Here is an 18,366-nt window from a genome sequence, read left to right on the forward strand (position 1 = left end):
GGGGGGAACGTGACGGATGGGGAACGGTCAGCACGACGTCAGGACCGGACCCGCGCAACCGCGACCAGAAGCCGTGCACGTGTGGGCACAAGGAAGGGGCACAGGTGGATCTCTCGATCACTCGAGCCGACCACGGCGAGCAGACCGTGGTGCACCTCGGCGGCGAGATCGACGTCTACACCGCGCCACTCGTGCGCGAGAAGCTCGACGAACAGATCCAGAGCGGGCGCACGCAGCTCGTCGTCGACCTCACGGACGTGACCTTCCTCGACTCGACGGGGCTGGGGGTGCTCGTCGGGCGGCTCAAGCTGACCCGCACGCGGGGCGGTTCGATGCGCCTCGTCGGCACCGACGACCGCGTCCTCAAGGTCTTCTCCATCACCGGTCTCGACAAGGTCTTCGAGATCCACCCGACCCTCGACGCGGCGCTCGCCGCGAGCGTGGCCGGGGCGAGCTCGCCGGGCGAGGGGTCCTGAACGACACCCCCGTCGTCGACCGGTCCCTCGTCGCGCTGCTGCGTGCGGACCTCTCGGCGGCTCGTTTCACCGTCGACGGCGTCGCCGACCGGCTCGGCCCGGTGGCGTCCGCGGCCCTGCACCGTGAGCAGCCACTGCCGGCTCTGCTCGCGACGGAGTCCTCAGCCACGTCGGTGGACGATGCGTGCGGCGTCCTCGTGCGCCTCTTCACCCTCGGTCGACCCGTGCGCGCGTCGGCCCTCGGCGCCGCCCTGCCCTCGCTCGGGGTCGAGGGGGCGGTACGCCTCGGGCTCGTGCGCCTCGAGGGCGGCCGCGCCGGCTTCGCCGCCGACCGGTGGGCGCCGCCCGAGCGCGACGTCGTCGCGACGTGCGACCTGCGCCCCTACGGCGACGACGCCCACGACTGGTGGGTCGCCTCCGACCTCTCCGAGCTCGTGGTCGGTGGGCCCCTGCGTCCCGACCACGTGCTCGGCATCGGCGGCGCCTCGACGACCCTCGCGTCGTGGACCGTCCGGCGCCCGGTCGACCGCGCGCTCGACCTCGGCACCGGCTGCGGCGTGCAGGCCCTGCACCTGACCGGCCACGTCGGCGCGATCGTCGCCACCGACATCTCGGAGCGGGCGCTCGCGTATGCCGGCTTCAACCTCGCGCTCGCTGCCTCCGAAGGCGTGGGTGCGGTCCCCGACGTCCAGCTGCTCTCCGGAGATCTGCTCGATCCCGTTGCGGGGCAGGAGTTCTCGCTCGTCGTCAGCAACCCGCCCTTCGTCATCACACCCCGCGACGAGGGTGTGCCGCTCTACGAGTACCGCGACGGCGGTCGCTCGGGTGACACCCTCGTCCGCTCCCTCGTGCGCCAGGTCGGCTCGGTGCTCGAGCCCGGAGGCGTCGCCCAGTTCCTCGGCAACTGGGAGGTCCCGGCCGGGCGCACGTGGCGCGACGTCTGGGGTGACTGGCTCGACGAGCAGGCCCGGGACGGGGTCGCGCTCGACGCCTGGGTCATCCAGCGCGAGTCGCAGGACCCCGCCGAGTACGCCGAGCTGTGGGCCCGCGACGGTGGTGCCCAGCCCGGCAGCGAGGCCCACTCGCTGATGTATGCCGCGTGGCTGCGTGACTTCGCCTCGCGCGGGGTCGAGCACGTCGGGTTCGGGGTCGTCACGCTCCAGCGGCCGGCCGCCGACCGCGGCACGTGGCGCGCCCTCGACGAGGCGCACGGGCCCGTCGCCGCCCCGATGGGACCGGCGGTCGACGCGGGGCTGCGGGCCCGGACGTGGCTCGCCGAGCACTCCGACGAGGACGTCCTCGACGTCGCGTGGTCGTGCGCCCCCGACGTGACGGAGGAGCGGCACGGGGTCCCGGGTGCCGAGGACCCGAGCGTCATCCTCGTCCGGCAGGGCGGAGGGCTGGGACGCGTCGTCCGCGCGGGGACGTTGCTGGCGGCATACGTCGGCGTGGCCGACGGCGAGCTGACGGCCGGGGCGGCTCTCGACGCCATCGCGACGGTGCTCGGGCTCGACGCCGCCGACGTGCGTGCGGAGGTGCTCCCGCAGGTGCGCGACCTCGTGGCAGACGGCCTGCTCGTCTGAACGAGCAGGCCGCCGCCACAAGGGATCCCGCGCTTCGGTCAGTGGTGCCCGGTCAGGCGAAGAGCTTGGCCGCCGTCGTGACCGTCTGGAAGACGCCGTAGGCGAGGATGACGGCGATGACGGCCCACAGGGCGACGACGCGCGCGGTCCCCGGCAGACGCGAGGAGCCCTCGCCCTCCTCGACCGGAGCCGGCTTGGCCGCCTCGACGACGTCGTCGGACTCGTGGAAGCGGTCGGCGACCGGGCGCACGAGGAGGTTGGCGACGAAGCCGACGGCGAGCACGCCGACCATCGTCAGCAGCGCCGGCGTGTAGGCGTCGGCCGTCAGCGTGCCCGGCTTGCCCTGGGCGTCGAGGAAGCCGTTGATGATGAGCGGGCCCGCGACACCGGCGGCCGACCAGGCCGTGAGCAGCCGGCCGTGGATGGCGCCGACCTGGAAGGTGCCGAAGAGGTCGCGCAGGTAGGCGGGCGCCGTCGCGAAACCACCGCCGTAGAACGAGATGAGCACCGCGGCGATGAGGACGAAGAGGCCGATGGCGACATGCCCCGCGAGCGCGAGGCCGATGTAGGCGAGGATGCCGACGCCGAGGTAGACCATGTACATCGGCTTGCGACCGATGGCGTCGCTCGTCGAGCTCCAGACGAAGCGGCCGGCCATGTTGAAGAGCGAGAGCAGGCCGACGAATCCGCCTGCGGCAGCGACGGTCACGGCCGACGACCCGTTCTCGCGGAAGAAGTCCTGGATCATCGGGCTGGCCTGCTCGAGGATGCCGATGCCGGCGGTGACGTTGCAGAAGAGGACGACCCAGAGCAGCCAGAACTGCGGGGTGCGGATCGAGCTCGCTGCGGAGACCGACTTGGTCGTGACGAGCGTGGCGGTGTCGCCGGCGTTCGCCGGCGGGGTCCACCCCTCGGGCTTCCAGTCGGGGTGCGGGACGCGGATGTTGAAGACGCCGATGAGCATGACCAGTGCGTAGACGATCCCGAGGGTCACGAAGAGGAGCGTCAGGGCGTGCCCGTCGGCCGTCGACGTCGAGTCCGACGGCGTGTAGCCGGGGTCGTAGGCGCTCAGCAGCTGGCGCGAGAGCGGGCTCGCGACCATCGCGCCGCCGCCGAAGCCCATGATCGCGAGCCCGGTGGCGAGACCCGGACGGTCCGGGAACCACTTGATGAGCGTCGAGACCGGCGAGATGTAGCCGATGCCGAGGCCGATGCCGCCGATGACGCCGTAGCCGAGGTAGAGCAGCCACAGCTGGCTCGTGGCGATGCCGGCCGCGCCGACGAGGAAGCCGGTGCCCCAGCAGACCGTCGCGACGAACATCGCCTTGCGCGGCCCGTTGCGGTCGACCCACGTGCCGAAGACCGCGGCCGAGAGGCCGAGCATGACGATGGCGATCGAGAAGATGATGCCGATCGCCGTCTGCGAGGTGTCGAAGTGTGCGACGAGGGAGGTCTTGTAGACGCTCGTCGCGTAGACCTGGCCGATGCACAGGTGCACCGCGAGGGCGGCCGGAGGGATGAGCCAGCGGTTGAAGCCGAGCGGGGCGACCGTGCGACGACGGTCGAGGAATCCCGGGGAGCTGGTGGTCGTGGCGGTGCGCTGCGTCGTTGCAGTCATGCGGACCTCGGATCGGGAGGAGAGGGACGGGTGGGCGTGGGACCGCACGCAGGCGAACCGCGACGGTCGAGGGGTCCGGAGGGGTGCATACCCGGGTTCGGGGCGAAATGTGTCGTGATGTTCCCGAAACCACTTGTGAGTGAGCGCTCACTCATTCATGATGGACAGCGTGTCGACACGTGTGGAGGGCCAGCGACCCGGTCAGCGGGCGGCCCCGATGAACCCCGACGACCGCCGGGACGCCCTCATCGAGGTCTTCGTCCGGCTCGCGCACCGCGAGGGGCGCAAGCCGACGACGAGCGAGATCGCCCAGGAGGCGGGCGTCGCCGAGGGCACGATCTTCCGAGTCTTCCCGACCAAGGAGGTCCTCGAGAACGAGGCCGTGCAGGCGGCGTTCTGCCCCGCCCCCGTCCGGCGGCGCATCTCGGCCATCGACCCCGAGGGGTCGCTGCGCGACCGGCTCGTCGACTTCACCCGCATCATGCAGCTGCGCTTCACGGAGGTCTTCGGCCTCATGGGTGCCCTGGGCCTGACCCAGCCGCCCAACCGCGGACCGCACCAGGCCTGCTACGACGCGGGGCGGCATCTGCGCGGGCACGCCGACGAGGAGGAGGAGCACGTCGCCGCCCACCAGCCCCTCCTCGAGACCATCCACCACCTGGTCCACGACGACGACCGGCTCGTCGTCCCGGCCGCCGACCTCGTCCACCGGATCCGGCTGCTCACCTTCTCGGGCAGCCACCCCGGCATCGCCGACGGACAGGTCCTGACCCCCGAGGAGATCGTCGACACCGTCCTCTTCGGCCTGATGCGGCGGCCGAGCACCACAGAGAGCGGCCTGTCGATCGCCGAGCTCCACGCGCAGCTCGGCGGCGACCCGCAGGTGCTCACCGCCGACGAGGGGTCGCGGCCGTGACAGACCAGTTGACCCTCACCCCACGTGAGTCCCTAGCGTTCCCGAGCGACACCACACCACCCGTCGCGCACCGAAAGGCACCGACATGCTGATCCGACTGCTCCGCAGTCACCTGCGTCCCTACTCGGGCCAGATCGTGCTCATCTGCCTGGCCCAGCTCGTCAGCACCATGGCCTCGCTCTACCTGCCGAGCCTCAACGGCGAGATCATCGACCAGGGCGTCGCCAAGGGCGACACGGCCTTCATCATCAGCCACGGCGGCATCATGCTCGCCGTCAGCCTCGTGCAGATCGCCGCGTCGATCGCCGCCACCTTCCTCGCGGCCCGCGTCGCGATGGGGATGGGCCGCGACATCCGCGGCAACGTCTTCGGCACCGTCGTCGACTTCTCGGCGCAGGAGGTGACGCGCTTCGGGGCCCCGACGCTCATCTCGCGCAGCACCAACGACGTGACGCAGGTCCAGATGGTCGTCTTCATGGGCTTCGCCCTGCTCGTCACGACGCCGATCATGATGGTCGGCGGCATCATCATGGCCCTGCGCGAGGACGTCGGGCTGTCCTGGCTCGTCGCCGTCGCAGTGCCCCTGCTCGGCCTCGTCGTCGGCCTCGTCATCTCCCGGATGGTGCCGTGGTTCGGGCGGATGCAGACCTCGCTCGACGGCGTCAACCGCGTCATGCGCGAGCAGATCACCGGCATCCGCGTCGTGCGCGCCTTCGTCCGCGAGGAGCACGAGGAGGCCCGCTTCGCCGAGGCCAACGGCCTGCTGACCAACGCCGGCCTCCAGGTCGGACGCCTCATGGCGCTCGTCTTCCCGATCGTCATGGTCATCTTCAACCTCTCGACCGTGGCCGTCATGTGGTTCGGCGGGCACCGCATCGCGTCCGGCGACATGCAGATCGGCGAGCTGACGGCTTTCCTGTCCTACCTCGTCCAGATCCTCATGGCCGTCATGATGGCGACCTTCATGGCCACGATGATCCCGCGTGCCGCGGTCTCGTCCGGCCGCATCCAGGAGGTCCTCGACACCGAGTCGTCCGTCGTCGAGTCCGTGCAGCCCCTGAGGATGGCGCCCGCCGCCGCGGGCCTCGAGCTCGTCGGTGTCGACTTCCACTACCCGGGAGCCGAGGCGGCCGTGCTCCACGACGTCAGCTTCCGGGCCGACCCGGGTCGCACGACGGCCATCATCGGCTCGACGGGTGCCGGCAAGACGACGCTCCTCGGCCTGATCCCGCGTCTCTTCGACGCGTCCGCGGGCAAGGTGCGGGTCGGTGGCGTGGACGTGCGTGACCTCGAGCTCGACGACCTGTGGAGCAAGATCGGGCTCGTCCCGCAGAAGCCGTACCTCTTCAGCGGCACCGTCGCGACCAACCTGCGCTACGGCAACCCCGATGCCACCGACGACGAGCTGTGGGACGCCCTGCGCATCGCACAGGGCCAGGACTTCGTCGAGGCGATGGGCGGGCTCGACTCGGCCATCGCGCAGGGCGGCACCAACGTCTCGGGCGGCCAGCGCCAGCGTCTCGCCATCGCCCGGGCCATCGTCAAGCGTCCCGACATCTACCTGTTCGACGACTCGTTCTCGGCCCTCGACCTGTCGACCGACGCACGCCTGCGCCGGGCCCTGCGGCCGGCCACGTTGGGCAGCACCGTCGTCATCGTGGCCCAGCGCGTCTCGACCATCGTCGACGCCGACCACATCATCGTGCTCGAGGACGGCCGCGTCGTCGGCCAGGGCACGCACGACCAGCTCCTCGACTCCTGCGTCACCTACCAGGAGATCGTCGAGTCCCAGCGCAGCGCGGAGGAGGCGGCCTGATGGCCGAGGGAGTCAAGACGGCCGAGGAGAAGGCCGCAGAGGTCCGCCGCGGACCTGCACGCCGGGGCGGCCCGCCCCACATGCAGATGGGGCAGCCGGGCGAGAAGTCGCTCAACTTCGGCCCGTCGGCCAAGCGCCTGCTCGGCCGGCTGCGGCCGCACCGCGTCAAGGTCGTCGTCGTCCTCGTGCTGGCCGTCGTGAGCGTCGCGCTCAGCTCGATCGGGCCGAAGATCCTCGGGCGCGCGACCGACCTCATCTTCGCCGGTGCCATCGGCGGCACCATCGAGGCGCCGCCCGGCACCACCAAGGAGCAGGTCGTCGACAGCCTGCGTGCGCAGGGCCAGACGACGTATGCCGACCTGCTGAGCAACGTCGACTTCACCCCGGGCGTGGGCATCGACTTCGACGCCGTCGCCAGCGTGCTGCTGCTCGTCGTCGCGCTCTTCGTCGCCGCGTCGCTGCTCATGTGGCTCCAGGGGTGGATCCTCCAGGGCGTCCTCCAGCGCACGATGTACGACCTGCGCCAGGAGGTCGAGGCCAAGCTCAACCGGCTGCCCCTGCCCTACTTCGACAACCAGCCGCGCGGTGAGCTGCTGAGCCGCGTCACCAACGACATCGACAACGTCGGCCAGTCCCTCCAGCAGACGATGTCGCAGCTGCTCACCTCGCTGCTCACGGTCATCGCCGTGCTCGGCATCATGTTCTGGATCTCGTGGGAGCTCGCGCTCATCGCGCTCGTCTCCATCCCGATCTCGATCGTCGTGACGGCCCTCATCGCCAAGCGCTCGCAGAAGCTCTTCATCCAGCAGTGGCGCAACACCGGCGAGCTCAACGGCATCGTCGAGGAGACCTTCACCGGGCACGGGCTCGTCAAGGTCTACGGCCGCCAGAAGGAGACCCAGGCGAACTTCAAGCAGAAGAACGACGAGCTCTTCGAGGCATCCTTCGGCGCCCAGTTCATCAGCGGCATCATCATGCCGGTCATGATGTTCGTCGGGAACCTCAACTACGTGGCGATCGCCGTCGTCGGTGGCCTCCGCGTCGCGTCGGGCACGATGAGCCTCGGCGACGTCCAGGCCTTCATCCAGTACTCCCGGCAGTTCACGCAGCCGCTGACGCAGGTCGCGTCGATGGCCAACGTGCTCCAGTCCGGTGTCGCCTCTGCCGAGCGCGTCTTCGAGGTGCTCGACGCCGACGAGCAGGAGCCTGACGCCGCCGCACCGGCGCGCATCGACGACCCGCACGGAGCCGTCGCCTTCGAGTCGGTCGCCTTCTCGTACACGCCCGAGAAGCCGCTCATCGAGGACCTCGACCTCTCGGTGCAGCCCGGTCAGACGGTGGCCATCGTCGGCCCGACTGGCGCCGGCAAGACGACGCTCGTCAACCTCATCATGCGGTTCTACGAGCTCGACGGCGGACGCATCACGCTCGACGGCGTCGACATCCGCGACCTGACCCGCCACGACCTGCGCGCGCGCATCGGCATGGTGCTGCAGGACACGTGGCTCTTCGGCGGCACGATCCGCGACAACATCGCGTACGGCCGTCCCGGTGCCACCGACGAGGAGGTCATGGCGGCCGCCAAGGCGACCTACGTCGACCGCTTCGTGCACTCGCTGCCCGACGGCTACGACACCGTGCTCGACGACGAGGCGTCCAACATCTCGGCCGGCGAGAAGCAGCTCGTCACGATCGCCCGCGCCTTCCTCTCCGACCCGGCGCTGCTCATCCTCGACGAGGCCACGAGCTCGGTCGACACGCGCACCGAGCTGCTCGTCCAGCACGCCATGGCGGCGCTGCGGTCCGACCGGACGAGCTTCGTCATCGCGCACCGCCTGTCGACGATCCGCGACGCCGACCTCATCCTCGTCATGGAGGACGGACGCATCGTCGAGAAGGGCACGCACGCCGAGCTGCTCGCGACCGGAGGCGCCTACGCGACGTTGTATGCCGCCCAGTTCGCGGGTGCCGCGGCCGACCTCGACGAGACGGCGGGGGCACCCGGCGCGCCGGACGGCATACCCGAGATGGCGGGTGTCGGGGCCGGTGCGCCCGGCCCGGCCGGCGGACCCGGCGTCCCGACGCCCGACTCCGCGGTGCCGGCGGACGGGGGTCCCACGAGCTGAGCCGTCACGGGCCCACGTGGGCCCGCGAGCACGGACACGACTGCCGCGCCGACCACGAGGTCGGCGCGGCAGTTGCGTCCGGCGTCAGACCCGGTGGGGTGGGTCAGGCCGTCTGGGGCGGCGTGGGGTGGCAGGAGCCGTCCACGCTCTGGAAGGCGCACCAGCTGGGCGGCGCGGCCTGGGCGGTCACGGAGGCACCCGTCATCCCGAAGAGACCGGTGACGACGACGGCGGCGGCGACGCGAGCGACAAGCTTCATGAGGTGGCTCCCCTGGTTCTCGAGGCCCGTCGGGTGAGGGCCCTTCCTGGTGCAACCGACCTTACGGAGGGTGCGCCAACAAACGGCTAACAACGGCGGCGTCTGTGCCGGAGATGGGCCGGCAGGCGCAGCGCACCGGGCTCCAGGTCGAGCCGCTCGAGGATGGCCCGGCACTCGGTCCGGGTGGGGTCGTCACCGCTCGCCGGGTCTCCGTCGGCCGGCTCGGCGGCATCGAGGTGCGCGGCGCACCGGGCCTCGCGAGCCAGGTCGCAGGCCAGCTCGAGCGGGTCGCCCGCCGCCCGCCGCGCGGCCACCAGTCGCTCCACCCGAGGGCGGGCGTCGTGCCACCGTCCCGCCGCGGTGTCGAGGTCGACCCTCAGGCGCAGGACGTCGAGGTCCTCACCCGACCGGGCGTGGGCGTCGAGTCGCGGCCGCGCCGACTCGTACTCCGTGGTGGCGTCGACGAGCGCTCCACGACCGAGGTGCACCCGCGCGAGAGCCAGATGGCAGTGTGCCTCGCCCAGGTCGTCGCGCACCTCGCGGGCCAGCGCGAGGGCCTCGTCGAGCAGGGCCTGGGCCTCGTCGAAGAGGTCGAGGTCGACGAGTCCCTCGGCGCGGGTGACGAGCCAGATGCAGGTCGAGCGGCGGGAGCCCAGCTCGCGCGACTCGGCCACCATCGCGGCCAGGAGCGGGTCACCCTCGGCGGGTAGCCCCATGTTGCGCAGGAGCACGCCGCGGTGGGCATCGGCGGTGGTGCGCGCCGCGCGGTCATCGCGAGCGACGGCCAGCTCGGCTGCCTGCTCGTACCAGCCCAGCGAGGCCGCGAAGTCCCGTCGCACCATGGCCGCCCACCCAAGCTGGGACAGCGCGCGCTGCTCGAGGGGTCCGTCGCCGACGCGCCGAGCCGCGTCGAGGAAGCGTCTCGCGACATCGGGCAGCTCGTCGTGGCGGTGCTCCTGGGCGAGGACGCCGAAGAGGGCGGCGAGCAGCTGCGCCGAGAGACGCTGGTCGGCCTCCTCCGGATAGTCGTCGAGCGCGATGCGCAGCACCCGCTCGCGCTCGTCGTCGTAGGCCCGGATCGTGAGGAACGTGCGGATGGCCAGCGCGATGCGTGCCGCGAGCTCGCGGTCGTCGCGGGCGACGGCCGCGTGGACGGCGCCTACGAGGTTGAGCCGCTCGGACTCGAACCAGTCGGCGGGCGACTCCGACGCGGCGCGCACCGCGGCGTCGGTCGTCGGACCCGCCGGGTCGTCGGAATCCCGGACTCCGCCGGGGTCCAGCCGGGCGTCGGCGACGTCGGTGAGGGCGAGCCACTGCCGGGCCAGCTCGATGGCGAGCGCGTCCGAGTCCGAGACCGGCTCGGTGTCGGCCAGGGCCTCTGCGGCGAGCTCTGCGACGAGGCTGTGCACGCGGAAGCGCGGCTGCCCCGCCGTGTCCCGCCCGGTCGGCTCGACGAGGTGGCAGTCGATGAGCTCGTCGAGCGCTCGGGCAGCCCCACCGGCGCGTGCCCCGCGACCACCCCGGCCAGCACCGTGGACACCGTCCGGGGCGCTAGGCCTGCCGCCGACGCTTCCGCTGACCCTTGAGCCGGACGGGGCCGAGCCGCGTTCGAGGAGCAGGGCGGCCACCCACCCGGGCCAGTCGCCAGAGGGGGCCAGTGCGAGGCGACGGAAGAGGACACCGGCGGCGGGTGACAGGTCCGTCACCGACGTCGTGATGCTCGCCCGGACGTCGATGTCGCCGACCGACAGCTCGTCGAGCCGGGCGTGCTCGTCGCTGAGCCGGTCCCGGAGGTCCTCCAGCCGGAGGTGCTCGTTGGTCGCGAGCTTCGCGGCCGCGACGCAGAGGGCGAGCGGCAGGTGCCCGCACAACGTGCCGATCTGGACGAGGACCCCGGCACCGTCGACGTCCTGCGCCCCCGACAGCTCGGCGAGCATCGACGTCGCGTCCTCGGGCAGCAGCGGGGTGATCGTGTGCCGGTGCACACCCGGCAGTCCGGCCAGCTTGCTGCGCGAGGTGACGAGGGCTGCCGACCCGGCGGACGTCGGAAGGAGCCGGCGCACCTGGGCCTCGCTCGAGGCGTCGTCGAGCACGACGAGCACGCGCTTGCGGTCGACCGTGCTGCGGTAGAGCGCGACCCGCTCGTCCGGGTCGGCCGGGATCGACGCGTGCTCCACGCCGAGGGCCCGGAGGAAACGGCCGAGGACCTCGTGGCCGTCGGCGACGCCCGATGGGCCGGCCCCGAGCGAGGCGTGCAGGGTCCCGTCGGGGAACGCGTCGGCGAGCTGGTGGGCGGCGGCCACGGCGAGGGCCGTCTTGCCCACCCCGCCGACGCCGGCGAGGACGACGATCGCGGGCGGGGCTGACGCCGGGGCGTCCCCGCGACGCCGGGTGAGCTGCGCCAGGACCGAGCCGAGGATGGGCTCGCGTCCGACGAGGGTCCAGGTCATCGCCGGCAGCTCGCGCGGCACGGTCCGTGGCCGCGGCCGGGTGGGCGCCAGTGGAGCGCCGCCGAGGATCTGGGTGTTGAGCTCGCGCAGGGCACGGCCCGGCTCGACCCCGAGCTCGTCGAGGAACTGGCGACGGACCTGGCGGTAGGTGTCGCTGGCCTCCTGCCGGCGCCCGGTGGCCGCGAGCGCCCGGATGCGATGCTCGTGCAGCCGCTCGTTCCACGGGTCGGCCTGCAGGTGCTGCGAGGCTGCGCTGAGGACCTCCTCGTGGCGTCCACCGGCGGCGAGGGACTCGAGGAGCAGCTCGACGGCGGCGATCCGCTCCTCGGACAGCCCCTGGATCAGTGCCTCGGTGCCGGTGTCCGAGCTCGCCGGGACGGCGTCGCTGAGCGGCGCGCCCCGCCAGAGCTCGACGGCGCGGGCGATGGTGTGGGCCGAGTCCTCGTCGCCGGCGGCGCGCTGGGCCCGGGCCTGCATGAAGAGGCTGCGGAAGTCGGCGAGGTCGAGCCCGTGCCGCGTCATCCGCAGCTCGTAGCCGAAGGGCCGGGTCGTCACGAGGGCCGGGTCGTGGGCTGCCAGCCTGCGCCGCAAGCCCGCGATGAGGTTCTGCAGCTGCTGGCGGGCCGTCGGCGGTGGCTCGTTCCACAGGGAGTCGATGAGCTGCTCCGTGGGCACGAGCCGGTCGGCGCCGACGAGCAGGAGGGCGAGGACGAGCCGCTCGCGGCCGCTGCCCAGCCGAATGGGGGCGCCGTCGTCGTCGAGGGCCTCCACCGGCCCGAGCACCCGGAACTGCACAGGGCCATTGAACCCGACCTCGGCCGTGGCCGCCCACCACGAGGGCGTCGTCTTCGGGAAAGGCCCCGAGAATTCACCTCACGACACCGTGCCGGAAAAGGGGGTTAACGAATTGTTAGCGCCCCCGTGGACATTCATCCCAAGCCACGGCGCGGTCATCCCCGAGCGCGTCTGGCGGTGGGGCGAAACCCGTCGCCCCACGCCCCCGCACCTTTCTCGTCCGCCCGGTCGAGTCGTCGCGGAACCAGCCCCCGGGGACCGCCAGGAAATGAAGGAGTCAATGTCATGAACATGTCCACGCGAATGAAGCGCACCGCCGTCGCCGTCGCCACGCTCGCCGCCGTCGGAGCCGGCACGGCAGTCAACGCCGTCAACGCCGACGCTGCAGGCACGCGCCCGCTGCTCAAGGTGCCCTTCACGTGCCAGCAGGAGTGGCGCGGCCAGACGTGGCAGGGCCACAACCCCGACCGCGCCATCGACTTCAACCAGGGGTCCGGCGACTTCGACCTCGGCAAGGCCGTCAAGGCGAGCGCCGGCGGCCGGGTCTCCGCGGCCGGAAACGTGGGCAGCGGCTACGGCAACCGCATCATCATCGACCACGGCAACGGCTGGAGCACGCTCTACGCCCACCTCAACTCGATCAACGTCAGCGTCGGACAGAACGTCGCCGACACGACGACGATCGGCACCGTCGGCAAGTCCGGTGGCCAGGCCACGTCCCACCTGCACTACGAGCAGCGCGCCGACGGCAGCCCGGTCAGCATCAAGTTCGGCACGAGCACGTGGGTGGCCTACTACACGACCGACTACTTCACCCGCACCAACTGCTGAACGGTGCTCCCGCTGGCTCAGGGGTCTCGCGGGAGACGCGTCCGACGGCGTATGCCGCTGGGTGGGCTCGTGCACGGCGAGCCCCGCCCGGCGGCATACGACGTTTCGTGGAGGTCTTTCTCCAGCTCGTTCGCGACCGTTCTCGACGGGATTTCGGCTATTACCGGATTGTTAGTCGGGAATGGCATTTTGTGCATCATCAGAAACCTGAAGCCGCATCGTGAGAAGGACTCGCGACGGCACCGGATAAGGAGACGAAGAAATGCCGACGATGTCCCGCCGCACCATGCTCCGATCGGCCCTGGCCACGACGATGATCGCCGCTGCCGTCACCGCGGCACCCGCCGCGCCGGCCAGCGCGGCCCCCAACGACCCCATCAGCCGGGCCGACGTCATCGCCCGGGCCCAGAACTGGATGGACCGCAACGTCCAGTACAGCCAGACCGGCACGGCCACGGGGCCCGACGGCGTCTACAGCTGGCGGCGTGACTGCTCGGGCTTCGTCTCGATGGCCCTCAAGCTCGGCCCCACCGGGCTCAGCGCCCCGAACACCTCGGCCCTGGCGACGTCGACCTACAGCTTCGGCATCTCGCGGGCCAACCTCAAGGCCGGCGACTTCCTCGTCGACCCGGGCAACCACACGGTCCTCTTCCAGAAGTGGGCCAACGCCGACCACACCCAGTTCTGGCTCTACGAGGAGTCCAACTCCACGAGCGACATGAACCACCGCATCGCCAACCTCAGCACCTACGCCGGCTACCTCGCCCGCCGCGCGAACAACATCCGCGACTGACGCCGGTCGCCGGCTGACAGGACAGCGCCCGCCCCGAGGAGGGGCGGGCGCTGCGTCCTGTCGTGCGTGCGACCCGCGAGGACTAGCGTCCGGTGCGCTCGAGGGCCTGGCGCACCGAGTCCCGGATCGAGACCATGTCCCAGTTGTAGGGGTCGATGGCGCCGGTCGGGCTTGTCTCGCGGTGGGCACGCACGTGGTGCTGGTCTCGACCCAGGCGAGCGACGATCGCCGCTGCGGCGACGATCGCGTTCGACTTCTGCAGATTCGTCGCGTACTGCGTGGGCTCGTGGTCGGTCGCTGCGTACTCGACCTCGATGCCGACGTAGACCGCGTCGCCGTCTCCCTCGGGCAGCGGGCCGCTCGCGTCGGCCCGGCCGGCGTGGCTCGCGCGTCCGGCGGCGACGACCCAGGCCTCGCCGTTCCGGTCGACGAGGACGTGGCACAGCGGCCCGACGTGGCCGGAGCGTCCGTCGACGAGGCCGTCGAGCGACGGGTGCGGGTCGGACGTCGTGGCGAAGGCCGCGGTGTGGTGCAGCAGCACTCCGCGGGGAGCGAAGTCGCCCGGACGCGTGCGCGTCGTCCAGCCCGAGGACTCGTGCACGACGAGGCCTGCGTCGCGCAGAGCCTTCGCCAACCACGTCAGAGCTCCGGTCTCGTGCCGGGCCGGGCCGGCTTCCGGCTCCGTTGGCGAGGGGGTGGGCCCGGTGCCGGCAGCGTCGTCGCTCGCGGCCCCGGACCCACCGAGCGGCAGCGTGCGCATGGAGGTCTCCGTTCGGGTGCGGACCGGGCGGTCCGGTCACGACCCGACGATCCCAACTCCCAGTAACAACGGGCTAACCCGCTCGGGACGTCGGCCCATGGCGTTCAGGTGTCTCCGGTGGCCGCACCGGCCGTGTCAGTACGGACGGCGCAACCAGGCCCGCACGTGCTTGGCCAGCCCGGTCTCAGCGGTGGCATCGGTGTCAGCGGCTGGCCTGCATGCGCGGACGACCTTCTTTGCCACATCGGTGGCAAGAGCAGCACGTTCGGTCTTCGTCAGGGACGCGAGGAGGGCGAGACGGGCCATCCCTCGACGGTCGAGGTCGTCGAGGATCTCGATCGACCACGTGCTCAGCGCCACCGACCGTTGCGTGAGTCCCTCGTGGAGACAGGCGAGCTCGCGTACTGCCGCGCATGCAGCCAGCGGGGCGTAGGTGTCGACGCAGAGCTTGCCGACCGTGGCGCGGGCGACGACCCGGGGCGTGCCGTAACCCATGGCCTTGAGGCGGTCGGCCAAGGGCTCGACCGTGGTCAGCTCGAACCAGTTCGTTCGCGGGGGGCTGAGGAAGGCGGTCCGGTACGCCGGGCGCAGCTTGAAGGCGGTGAGCTGGGGGTCATGCTCCGCCCAGTCCTTCAGCTTGCCGGCGAACGCGACGTGCTGCAGCAGCCTCACGGCCTGTAGGTCATCGACGTCGTACCCCAGACCGGGTGCGCCTGACCACATGAGGTCGTTGCGGGACGCGAACGTGCAGGCCTCGTTGTAGATGCCGTAGATCCCCGTGGGCCCCTCCGCGTCCGCGGTGGACCTCGGCAGTCCCATGAGCCTCAGGGAGCCCTTGATGTCGTCACGGTACTGGGCCTTGAACGCGCTGATGCCGTCGGTGTCGGCCGGGTCGGGCTCCACCGTGACCGAGAACTCCTCGAGCGCCGTCTTGGCCGTGACTCGGTAGTCGTCCTGCGACGGCAGGACCGTCACCTCGAGGTTGTGCTGGGCGTATGCCGCGTTGACGAGCGTGAGCGCGCGCGTGTACTCGGCGCGGAGCGCGAGCGCATCGACGTCGAGCTCGCCCTCGAGACCGACGAGCCGCCGGCGGTAGTGGACGAGGAAGCTCTCGTAGTCGCGCAACGTCGACAGGTCGTCCGTGCCCCGCTGCTGGGTGTGACGGAAGGCCAGCGCGGCGGCGAGGTTGCCCGGGTCGTCCGAAAGGGCCCGGCCGAGCAGCTCGCCGGAGCGTGAGACGTCACGACCGGTCTGCGGCAGCGTGGTGCCGATGTAGTGGTAGCCAAGGCTCTTCCACGACGAGGTCCCCGCCAGGCCGCGCCTGATCGATCGATGGCTGGAGGCCATCGTGACGAGGACGAACGCGGCCGCCATCCGCAGGGTGGGGTCGTCCGGGGTGCCGTCGGGCGTCGCGTCCGAGTCCCCGGATGCCGCCTCTGACGACGCTGCGGCAGGGGTCGGTGGGGACTCGGCGACGAGACCCAGGACCATCGGATCGATGATCGCCGAGCCCGCTGAGCGACCGTTGCGGACCACGGTGACGACGCGAGCGCTTGAGTCGCCCTCGATCGTCGCGGTCCACGGCGTCACTCCGGAGAGGCTGCGCACGAGGTCCTTGAGCACCTTGAGAACGGGGTTGTCGGGCAAGGTCGAGAAGGCACCGTCGAGAGCCGTCACGTCAGCGCCCCGCGGCACCTCCAGTCCCTTCGGCGCCTCCGCGCCGAGCTCGCTGAGCAGGGCGACGACCGTCCCGATCTCCGCCGCGTCCTTGGGACCGGTGACGTTGAGGCGGATCCGGGTGGCCAGCCACCAGGAGGTGAACCAGACCGACAGGGTTGCGGCCAGCGCGGCGAGACCGATCACCGAGGCGAGCTCGACCGCGGGTGGCTGGTTGTCTCCCCACAGCAGACGCACCGCCAGCCCGACGAGCGCCAGGCCCCCGGTGAGCGTCGCGAGCAGCAGAAGCGCGCTGGAGCCGTCGAGCTTGCGCTGGTCGGCTCGTCGGGCCGCCAGCACGGCGGCGACCGACCCGATCATCGTGGTGCCGAACACCGTCCAGGTCATGAGCCTCGACGTCGGCGGCGTGGCCGCGTCTGCAACGGCGAGCGAGGCGAGCACCGCGGCGGCCAGCATGAGCGCCAATCCGGCGCGAAGGACGGCGCCGCGGAGACGGTCGTTCGGGAGGTCGTCAGCATCGGGCCACTCCCGGACGGCGAGGGCTGTCAGTCTTGCCACGACGAGGAGCAGCAGCGGAACGGTGAGCACGACGAGCAGCAGCCCACCGAGGGGCGACAGCTGCTCGTCGACGAACGCGTTCCACTCATGCTGGAGCCGGGCGACCGTCGGCTCTGCGGCAGCGACATCGGTGAGCACGGCTGCCGCTTCCGCGTTCTCCTTGTCGTGCGCGAGTGCGGCGGTCGCGTAGTCGCCCGCCGAGTCGACCTTGCCGGCGAGGAGCTCCTCCTCGGCCTTGGTCGCGAGTGACACGGCGGTCTGTGTCTCGGTGCGGGCCAGGGCCGCCTCCTTGACGCACCCGACCGCGAGCTCGAGGGCTCGTTGCGGTAGTCCCTGTTTGACGAGTGCCGCGGCAGCACCGCAGTCGCTCGGCGTCGGGGGGGCTGCTCGGGCGCTGGACGCAGACGCGCCCACAAGCGTCAGCAGGAGCAGCAGCGTCGCAGTGCCTAGCGCGCGGCGCGTGCGACGATCTCGGCCGATGTGCGTCTCCACGGTGTCCCCTGTTCGCTCGGTCCCGTCCGGCGATCGTGGTGTCCTCTCGATGGTCCCGCGTACGAGGAGCATGCGCACAAGAACGACAAAACCTGCTCGAGGCACGTGCCGGACGAACCGCGGGGCGCCGGCGTCATCGCCAGGCGGATGGCATACGCCCTCGGTCCGACCAGGCGACGGGCTCAGGGCTCGAGGAGGACGGCCCCGGGGCCGTGGTCCGCTAGCACGTCGGACGGGTTGTTGAGCGCGCAGGTGCGCAGGCTGAGGCAGCCGCAGCCGATGCAGGAGTCGAGCTGGTCGCGTAGCTTCTCGATGCGGCGGATCTGCTCGTCGAGCCGGCCGCGCCAGGCGCGCGAGAGGCGGGCCCAGTCCGACGCGGTGGGGGTGCGGGCGTCCGGGAGGGTGGACAGTGCTGCCCCGATCTCCTCGAGGGACAGCCCGACCCGTTGGGCCGCCCGGATGAACGACACCCGCCGGATCGTGGCCCGCTCGTAGCGCCGCTGGTTGCCCGTCGTGCGCACCGAGGCGATGAGCCCGAGGTCCTCCCAGTAGCGCAGCGCGGAGGTGGCCGCACCGGTGCGCTCGGCGACCTGACCGATCGTCAGGCCCGACACCTAGGCGATCCTCGCCTCGGTCAGGCGGGCGAGGATCTCCTCGACCGTCTCGTCCGGCGTCTGCTGCGAGCTGTCGAGCCAGAGGCCGATGTGCGGCGTCTCGGTGCGCACCTTGTGGTCGAAGTCGCGGATCGACCAGAGGTCGCCGTAGCCGACCTTGACGCGCTCGGACTCGCGCTGCATCACGGTGCCGACGTCGGGCGCGAGCATGACGAGGCTGAGCGGTCGCGCCGTGAGCCGGTCGAGGAAGGGCTGGAGGGTCGTGCCGACGAAGAGGTCCTGGACGACGACGGTGAAGCCGGCCGCGGCGTACTCGTTGGCGGAGTGGGCCGCGATGGCGTGGCGCAGCGCGAGCTGTCGTTCGGCCTCGGGGTCGCCGTGCGGCGACATGTCGACGCGGCCGCGCACGACGACGCGGCGGAACTCGTCACCGCGCAGGTGCACCGCGCGCGTGAAGCGCTCCGCGAGGAGCTGGGAGACGGTCGACTTGCCCGCAGCCATGACGCCGGTGACGACGATGACCTGCGGGATGTCGACGGCGGTGTGGAGGGCCCGGTCGCTCACATCGCACCACCCTAGGCGCCCCCGGGCGAAAAGTCGTC

14 protein-coding genes are annotated in these 18,366 nt (G+C 71.5%); 7 read left to right on the top strand and 7 right to left on the bottom strand.

Annotated elements, in window-relative coordinates; translation table 11 throughout:
• Positions 1-104 precede the first annotated feature (104 nt).
• Complete coding sequence (locus tag AC1DW8_RS16790; RefSeq protein WP_478095289.1) at positions 105-476, top strand: anti-sigma factor antagonist; 372 nt, start codon at positions 105-107, stop codon at positions 474-476.
• Positions 473-2,059, top strand: a complete 1,587-nt coding sequence (locus AC1DW8_RS16795) for a DUF7059 domain-containing protein (protein WP_478095290.1) — start codon at positions 473-475, stop codon at positions 2,057-2,059. Before AC1DW8_RS16790 ends, AC1DW8_RS16795 begins: the two co-directional genes overlap by 4 nt.
• A 52-nt stretch (positions 2,060-2,111) precedes the next feature.
• Here the strand turns inward: AC1DW8_RS16795 and AC1DW8_RS16800 are convergent, their stop codons facing one another.
• Positions 2,112-3,677: an OFA family MFS transporter gene (locus tag AC1DW8_RS16800; RefSeq protein ID WP_478095250.1), complete on the bottom strand. Its 1,566-nt coding sequence runs from the start codon at positions 3,675-3,677 to the stop codon at positions 2,112-2,114.
• Positions 3,678-3,846: 169 nt separating this feature from the next.
• On the opposite strand from AC1DW8_RS16800, the gene AC1DW8_RS16805 reads away from it, so the two are divergent.
• The 3 genes from AC1DW8_RS16805 (at position 3,847) to AC1DW8_RS16815 (ending at position 8,535) form a co-directional block, all read left to right on the top strand.
• Complete coding sequence (locus AC1DW8_RS16805) at positions 3,847-4,593, top strand: TetR/AcrR family transcriptional regulator (protein ID WP_235509567.1); 747 nt, start codon at positions 3,847-3,849, stop codon at positions 4,591-4,593.
• A gap of 85 nt (positions 4,594-4,678) precedes the next feature.
• The gene (locus AC1DW8_RS16810) at positions 4,679-6,409 is read left to right on the top strand and encodes an ABC transporter ATP-binding protein (protein ID WP_056773840.1); all 1,731 of its coding nucleotides are present in this window, start codon (positions 4,679-4,681) and stop codon (positions 6,407-6,409) included.
• Positions 6,409-8,535 carry an ABC transporter ATP-binding protein gene (locus AC1DW8_RS16815; protein WP_056773837.1) on the top strand — a complete coding sequence of 709 codons (2,127 nt, stop codon included), beginning with the start codon at positions 6,409-6,411 and terminating at the stop codon, positions 8,533-8,535. Before AC1DW8_RS16810 ends, AC1DW8_RS16815 begins: the two co-directional genes overlap by 1 nt.
• 103 nt (positions 8,536-8,638) lie before the next feature.
• On the opposite strand, the gene AC1DW8_RS16820 is transcribed toward AC1DW8_RS16815, so the two are convergent.
• Both AC1DW8_RS16820 and AC1DW8_RS16825 read right to left on the bottom strand, forming a co-directional pair.
• Complete coding sequence (locus tag AC1DW8_RS16820) at positions 8,639-8,794, bottom strand: hypothetical protein (RefSeq protein ID WP_156415490.1); 156 nt, start codon at positions 8,792-8,794, stop codon at positions 8,639-8,641.
• Positions 8,795-8,880: 86 nt separating this feature from the next.
• Entirely contained in the window at positions 8,881-12,039 is a 3,159-nt protein-coding gene (locus tag AC1DW8_RS16825; RefSeq protein WP_478095251.1) for an AfsR/SARP family transcriptional regulator, read from the bottom strand.
• Between the two features lie 285 nt (positions 12,040-12,324).
• On the opposite strand from AC1DW8_RS16825, the gene AC1DW8_RS16830 reads away from it, so the two are divergent.
• Together AC1DW8_RS16830 and AC1DW8_RS16835 are read left to right on the top strand one after the other, a co-directional pair.
• Positions 12,325-12,870 carry a murein hydrolase activator EnvC family protein gene (locus AC1DW8_RS16830; protein ID WP_082619592.1) on the top strand — a complete coding sequence of 182 codons (546 nt, stop codon included), beginning with the start codon at positions 12,325-12,327 and terminating at the stop codon, positions 12,868-12,870.
• 262 nt (positions 12,871-13,132) lie between these two features.
• On the top strand, positions 13,133-13,663 hold the full coding sequence (locus tag AC1DW8_RS16835; protein ID WP_056773829.1) for an NlpC/P60 family protein: 531 nt from the start codon (positions 13,133-13,135) through the stop codon (positions 13,661-13,663).
• Positions 13,664-13,745: 82 nt separating this feature from the next.
• Here the strand turns inward: AC1DW8_RS16835 and AC1DW8_RS16840 are convergent, their stop codons facing one another.
• From AC1DW8_RS16840 to AC1DW8_RS16855, 4 genes are all read right to left on the bottom strand, one after another.
• Positions 13,746-14,423, bottom strand: coding sequence for a peptidoglycan recognition protein family protein (locus AC1DW8_RS16840; RefSeq protein ID WP_478095252.1), 678 nt, complete (start codon positions 14,421-14,423; stop codon positions 13,746-13,748).
• 135 nt (positions 14,424-14,558) lie between these two features.
• Positions 14,559-17,150 (bottom strand): hypothetical protein, encoded by a 2,592-nt coding sequence (locus AC1DW8_RS16845; protein WP_478095253.1) that lies wholly within the window; start codon positions 17,148-17,150, stop codon positions 14,559-14,561.
• 182 nt (positions 17,151-17,332) lie between these two features.
• Positions 17,333-17,764 carry a redox-sensitive transcriptional activator SoxR gene (gene soxR / locus AC1DW8_RS16850; protein WP_056773821.1) on the bottom strand — a complete coding sequence of 144 codons (432 nt, stop codon included), beginning with the start codon at positions 17,762-17,764 and terminating at the stop codon, positions 17,333-17,335.
• Positions 17,765-18,328, bottom strand: a complete 564-nt coding sequence (locus AC1DW8_RS16855; RefSeq protein WP_082619591.1) for an AAA family ATPase — start codon at positions 18,326-18,328, stop codon at positions 17,765-17,767.
• Positions 18,329-18,366 lie beyond the last annotated feature (38 nt).

It is taken from the genome of Terrabacter sp. P2_E3 (assembly GCF_056403915.1).